Source organism: Methylobacterium sp. WL116, assembly GCF_008039455.1.
GTDB lineage: Bacteria > Pseudomonadota > Alphaproteobacteria > Rhizobiales > Beijerinckiaceae > Methylobacterium.
In genome coordinates, this window is record NZ_VRUV01000266.1 from 1 (window position 1) to 6,265 (window position 6,265).

General features: G+C 72.5%; 7 protein-coding genes. 1 reads left to right on the forward strand and 6 read right to left on the reverse strand.

Annotated features, from left to right (window positions below):
• A partial coding sequence (locus tag FV223_RS17570; RefSeq protein ID WP_246689711.1) for a thiamine pyrophosphate-dependent enzyme occupies positions 1-706 on the forward strand: 706 nt, incomplete at its 5' end.
• A gap of 26 nt (positions 707-732) precedes the next feature.
• On the opposite strand, the gene FV223_RS17575 is transcribed toward FV223_RS17570, so the two are convergent.
• From FV223_RS17575 to FV223_RS17595, 6 genes are all read right to left on the reverse strand, one after another.
• Positions 733-1,662: a DMT family transporter gene (locus FV223_RS17575; protein ID WP_147728234.1), complete on the reverse strand. Its 930-nt coding sequence runs from the start codon at positions 1,660-1,662 to the stop codon at positions 733-735.
• Positions 1,663-1,705: 43 nt separating this feature from the next.
• A complete protein-coding gene (locus FV223_RS17580) occupies positions 1,706-2,959 on the reverse strand; it encodes an arsenic transporter (protein WP_246689712.1) in 1,254 nt (417 codons plus the stop codon).
• A 78-nt stretch (positions 2,960-3,037) separates the two neighbouring features.
• A complete protein-coding gene (locus FV223_RS31880; protein WP_246689713.1) occupies positions 3,038-3,190 on the reverse strand; it encodes a hypothetical protein in 153 nt (50 codons plus the stop codon).
• A complete protein-coding gene (locus FV223_RS17585) occupies positions 3,187-4,341 on the reverse strand; it encodes a metallophosphoesterase (protein WP_246689714.1) in 1,155 nt (384 codons plus the stop codon). Before FV223_RS17585 ends, FV223_RS31880 begins: the two co-directional genes overlap by 4 nt.
• Before the next feature lie 19 nt (positions 4,342-4,360).
• Positions 4,361-5,635: an MFS transporter gene (locus FV223_RS17590; protein ID WP_147728237.1), complete on the reverse strand. Its 1,275-nt coding sequence runs from the start codon at positions 5,633-5,635 to the stop codon at positions 4,361-4,363.
• A gap of 143 nt (positions 5,636-5,778) precedes the next feature.
• Positions 5,779-6,265: hypothetical protein (locus FV223_RS17595; RefSeq protein WP_348644804.1), on the reverse strand; the 487-nt coding region annotated here is incomplete at its 5' end.

Consider the following 6,265-nt stretch of genomic DNA (forward strand, 5'->3'; position numbering starts at 1 on the left):
GCGTGGACGCGCGGTCGCGGCGCATGCGAGCTACCGCGACTGGTCGGAGCGACCGGCGGCGACGCCCGGCGCCTTCCAGTACGGCGAGGCGGTGACCTTCCTGCGCGGGCGGCTGCCGGCCGACGCGATCCTCTGCAACGGGGCGGGCAACTTCGCCACCTGGATCCACCGCTACTACCGGTTCCGGGATTTCCGCACCCAGCTCGCGCCGACCTCGGGCTCGATGGGCTACGGCGTGCCCGCCGCGATCATGGCCAAGCGCACGCACCCCGAGCGCATCGTGGTCGCGCTCGCGGGCGACGGCGACCTGCTGATGACCGGCCAGGAATTCGCGACCGCCGTGCAATACGCGATCCCGGTCGTCGTCGTGGTGCTCGACAACGGCATGTACGGCACCATCCGCATGCATCAGGAGCGCGAATATCCCGGCCGCGTCTCCGGCACGCGGCTGCGCAACCCGGATTTCGCGGCGCTGGCCCGCGCCTATGGCGGCCACGGCGAGCGCGTGGAGCGGACGGAGGACTTCGCGCCGGCCTTCGAGCGGGCGCTCGCCTCCGGGCTGCCGGCGATGCTGCACTGCCTCGTCGCCCCGCAGGCGCTGACGCCGACCCAGACCCTCGACGCGATCCGCGCCGGCGCGGTCGCGCAAGGCAAGCGCAAAGGCACGGGTCCCGACACGGGCAGCGAGGGCCCGGACGACGTTTGACGCGCCGTCCGCCGGGGGCCGCATCGTCAGAAGATCGAGATCAGCAGGATGCCGGCCACCATCAGCGCGGCGCCGCCGAGCCGCGCCGGGCCGGCCTTGACCTGCTTCATGCCGACCCAGCCGAAATGGTCGAGCGCCACCGAGGTCAGCAGGTTGGCGGTGATCAAGAGGCCGTTGAAGGCGCCGGCGCCGACCGTGTCGACGAACAGCAGGCCGCCGAACACCGCCACCGCGCCGGTGATGCCGGCGAGCGGCATCCACCAGCGCACGCCCTTCACGTCCTCGCGGGTCGGGAGCGGCGTCGGCCGCACGAGGAACACCAGCGCGAACACGAAGACGACGGGCAGGAACGAGACGGTCGCCGCGAGCCAGGGGTTCACCAGGGCGCCGCGCAGCTGGGAGTTCCACACCACGCCCACCGCCTGCAGGATGCCCGCGACGACGATGAACGGGTAGAGCAGCTTCGGGTTGAGGCCGTGGCCCTCGTCCTTCTCCCCGCCCGTGTCGGCGGTGGTGCGGGCGATAAAGAAGACGCCGACGGCCATCAGCAGGCCGCCGAGCCACGGCATCGGCTTGAAGCCGCCGCCCTGCAGCCCGAACAGGCCGAACGCATCCATCGCCAGCGAGGCCAGGATGTTGGCCGTCAGCGTCAGGCCGTTGAACGGCCCGGCGCCGACCTTGTCGATGAAGGCGAGGCCGCCGAACACCGCGACCGCGCCCGCGACGCCGCCGAGCGGGGCGTACCAGGGCATCTTGCCCAGCGTCTCCAGGGTCGGGAGCGGCACCGGCATGATGAAGAACAACGTCGCGAACACGAACACGATCGGGGCGAACGACACCGTCGCCGCCAGCCACGGGTTCACCAGCCGCCCCCGCAGCTGGGCGTTCATGGAGTTGCCGAGCGCCTGCAGGGCGCCGGCGACGAGGATGAAGGGATAGAGCAGGGCGGCGTTCACGGGGGGATCTCCGATCCGAAGGGCTGAGGGCTTGGCCGAGGCGTCAGGCGAGGAGCAGGCCGGCGAGCGCCAGCGCCAGCGCCGGCGGCATCACCAGCAGGCCGAGCTTGAGGAAGCGCCAGAAGCCGACATCCTCGCCCTCGCGCCGGATCGCGGTGAGCCAGAGGATCGTGGCGAGCGAGCCGGTGACCGAGAGGTTCGGCCCGAGGTCGACGCCGATCAGGATCGCGGCGGCGATGGTCTTGGAGACGGCCGCGGCATGGACCGCGGCGCCGGCGAGGAGGCCCGCCGGCAGGTTGTTGACGAGGTTGGAGCCGACGGCGACGACGACGCCCGAGCCCCAGGCGGTGCCGGCCGGGTCGGCCTGGGCGTAGGCCTTGAGCTGGTCGGCGATCATCTTGAGCACGCCGGACTTCTCCAGCGCCTCGACCAGGACGAACAGGCCGGCGACCAGCGGCAGCACGCTCCATGACACGTCCTTCACCACCGCGACGAGGCCGCTGCGCTTGATCGCGAGGACGACGAGGGTGGTGGCCAGCCCCGCGATGAAGGTCGGCAGGCCGAGCTCGATCCCGGCCGCCGACGACCCGATCAGCGCAGCCGCGGTGGCGACGATGCCGGCGCCCGCGACCTTGCCGCCGAGCCCGAGCGACGCGGCCTCGACGTCGGTCGCGATCGCCTGGCGCTTCAGCGTGCCGTTCTGCGTGACGCGAAGGACGAGGTAGGTGGCGACGATGGCCAGCACCGAGGGCAGGCCGAAGGTCGCGAGCCATTCCCCCAGCGGCGGCATGTGGTCGGCGAACACGACGAGGTTGGCCGGGTTCGAGATCGGCAGCACGAAGCTCGCCGCGTTGGCGATGAAGGCGCAGATGAACAGGTAGGGCAGCGGGTTCTCGACCTTCGCCGCCTTGGTCGCGGCGTAGACGGCCGGCGTCAGCACCACGGCGCAGGCGTCGTTCGAGAGGAACACCGTCACCACCGTGCCGACGACGTAGACCAGCAGGAACAGCCGCGTGGCCGAGCCCTTGGCCATCCGCACCGCGATCGTCGCGAGCCAGTCGAACAGGCCCTCCTTCCGCGCGATCTCGGCGAGCAGCATCATGCCGATCAGGAACAGGTAGACGTCGGTCCCCTTGGCGACGCCGTCGAGCGCGTCGTGCCACGGCAGCAGCCCGAGGACGACGAGGAGGACGGCCCCGAGCGCCGCCCAGATCGCCTCCGGCCATCCGAACGGCCGCAGGATCACGCCGAGCGTCGCGGCGCCCGCGATCCCCCAGGTCGCGAGGTTGGGTGTCATGGCCAGTCCAGCGATCACGTCTTGCATCCCCCGGCGCCCCGCGGGGCGCGTGTCGTCCTGAAATCCTGGGTCAGGCGCTCACCACTTGCGCCCGGCCCGGTTGGGCCCGAGCTGGTCGCCGCGCACGCCCTTCTGGAGCCAGCGGCCGACATTCGGCACGTCGCTGCCGGGCTTGCCCGGGATCGCGGGCACGAAGCCGGGCTCGTCGAAGGCGACGACCGGCTCGATCACGTCGGTGTCGACGAAGTCGGGCCCGTGGCCGGACCAGTCCTCGTGCACCGCCTCGACCTGGATGCTGCGCGCGTCCCGCGGCCAGGCCAGCCACGCCGCGTAGGTGCGCCCGCCCGCGTGCGCCATGCGGACCCATGGCCCTGTCCCGACGCGGGCATGCACGTAGCGCGGCGGCGCGTCGGAGAGCACCACGGCGCGGACCGCGATCCGCCCGCGCGCGTCGGCGACCATGCCGGAGGTCTCGGGCGCCGCCGCGCGGCCGGGCTGGTGATCAGCACGAACGGCCACGGGCGGTCGAGCGCCTTGAAGCGCCAGCTCGTGACCGGGCCGTCGATCGCCGCGACCGCGTAGCCGACCGAGCCGTCCTCGTTCTGCCCGACCGAGCGCGCCGCGGCGTAGAGGGTTCGCCCGTCATGGGCGAGCTCGTTGTAGTGGGTGTGGCCCATCTCCACGAGGCGCACGCCCGTGGCCCGGAACAGGCCGGCGACGTCGAGGCGGTCGTCGGGCTCGCGCAGGTCGTCGGGGTAGGCGTGCATGAACACCGCGACAGGAACGCCGTCCTCGGCCGCCTTGGTCAGCGCCGCGCTCAGCCACTGCGTCTGGTCGGGACCCAGGCGGAAATCGAGGCCGATGCCCTTCCGGCCGTAGCCCGGGCTGACGATGTCGACGAACAGGCAGCGGACGCCCTGAAAATCCTCGCACGCGCAGAAATGCGGGATCTCGGCCGGCGGCCAGGTCTCCTCGGGCGACCCAACGGGCGGCTGGTCCAGCGTCCACACCGTCGGAGCCGGCAGGCCCCGCGACGCGACCAGGCCGGCGTGGAACGCCTGGAAGTCGGCCATCGCCCCCTGCTGCCGGTCGTGGTCGCCGGGAATCAGGCGCACCGGCAGGTGCGGATGCCGGGCGAGGGCGTCGGCGAGGATCGCGTACTCGCAGGCCCAGCCGTTCTCGGCGAGGTCGCCGGGCAGGTAGACGAAGTCGAGCAGGTGCTGCGGCGCGATGATTGCGATCTGGTCGAGGATCGCGCGGAAGTCGGCGGCGTTGCGCGCGTCGGGCTTCGTCAGGTGCAGGTCGCCGACGTGCAGGAACACCAGCGGTTCGGCGGTCGGCGTCCCGCGCTCGGCGGCGGTCGGCATGGAGGCGTCGGACATTGCGGGTGGGTCCGTCCGATCAAGCGGTCGCGGGCATCGCGGCCGGCAGGCCGCCGTCCGGGCGGCCTCCGATCGCGGTCGCGTCGCGAGTCTCGGGCATCAGCGCGAGGTAGAGGACGAAGCCGAGCCCGGCGGTCGCCGCGAGCGCCAGGAACGCGGCCGAGTAGCCCGCCGAGACGATGATCAACCCGGCGAAGGTGGCGCTGAACGCGGCACCGAGCCCCTGCGCCGTCGCCACCGCCCCCTGCGCGGCGTTGAAGCGGCCGCCGCCGCGGGTGAGGTCGGCCACCACCACCGGGAACAGCGCGCCGTAGACGCCGGCACCGACGCCGTCGAGCAGCTGGACGCCGACGAGCCAGAACGGGTTGTCCGACAGCGTGTAGAGCACGCCGCGCAGGGCCAGAACGCCGAAGGCCGCGAGGAAGATCGGCTTGCGCCCGATCGCGTCGGCCTTGGCGCCGACGAACATCGCCACCGGCACCATCACGCATTGCGCGGCGACGATGCAGACCGCGATCAGCGAGGTCGCGTGGTCCTTGCCCGACAGGTGCGTCAGCAGCTGCCCGACCGAAGTCAGCATCGCCGCGTTCGAGAGGTGGAACAGGGCGCACAGGCCGGCGAACAGCACCAGCGGCTTGTTCTTCAGCAGGGTGGCGAAGCCCGACGGCGCGTCCTCCTCGGCGACGTCCTGTTCCTTGGTCATGCCGCGCGCGAGGTCGTCGTCGATGGCTCGCGCCGGCACCAAAAGCATCGCGCCGATGGAGCAGACGGCGAGCGCCCCCATCAGCCAGAACACCACGACGGGCCCGAAGAAGTAGGCGAGCCCGCCGGCGAGCGCGGCGGAGACGGCGTTGCCGGCGTGGTTGAAGCCCTCGTTGCGGCCGATCCGCCGCGAGAACATCTTGGGGCCGACGATCCCGAGGGTGATGGCGGCGAGCGCCGGCGGGAAGATCGCCCCGGCGACGCCGGCGACCGACTGCGTCGCGGCGACGAGGTAGAAGTTGCCGATGAACGGCAGGGCGAGGCAGCTCGCCGTCACCGCCAGGGCGGCGGCGATCACCACGGCGCGCTTGGCGTTGGTGCCGTCGATCAGCATCCCGGCCGGCGTCTGCGCGATCAGCCCGGCGATGCCCGCGATCGTCATGATCAGGCCCGTCGTCGCCTCGTTCCAGCCCTGGTCGGGCCCGCGCACGGCGATCAGGTAGATCGCGAGATAGGGCCCGAGGCCGTCGCGCACGTCGGCGAGGAAGAAGTTGAGGGCGTCGAGCCCGCGCAGGGTCTTCGCCGACGGCATCGAACCGGCCGTGCCGTCCCTCGCCCCCGCCTGTGTCGTGCTCACGTCGTCGCCCTCGCTGGTCGGGTGGCCGGGCGGATCGCCTCCGCTCGGCCGGGTGCTCAAGTCGTTGATCGCGCCTGTGTTCCGCCGCCCGGCTGCGATCAGGCCGCCTCGGCCGCCGCCGGCTTCGGCTTGCGGACGGTGCCGTCGTGGTCGACGTGCAGCCGGACGGCCTGCCCGTCCTTCTCGGCCGGCACGTCGAAGTGCTCCGGCTCGCCGGTCACGCGGTAGCCGGCGGCCTCCGCGGCGGCGATCGCCGCGGCCGGATCCGCATCCGAACCCGCAGCCTTCGCCGGCCACGTCACCGCGTGCACCGTGCCGTCGGCGGCGGTGAGGCGCGCGACCTTGATCTCCGACGGCTTGCGCTCGCCCTCCACCGTCACGGCATCGCCGACGCGGAGCGCGATGCCCTCGGCCCCCTTCGGCCCGAGGTCGGCGAGGTGTCGCCCGTCGGCGCCTTCGATGGCGAAGCGGTGCCCGAAGATGGCCCAGACGGTTCCGGTGGCGTTCGTCGTCGTCATGATCGTCTCTCTGAGGGGTGGTGGGTCGGTCAGCGCGGCGGCGCGGCGTCCGGTGGCGGCGGAGGGG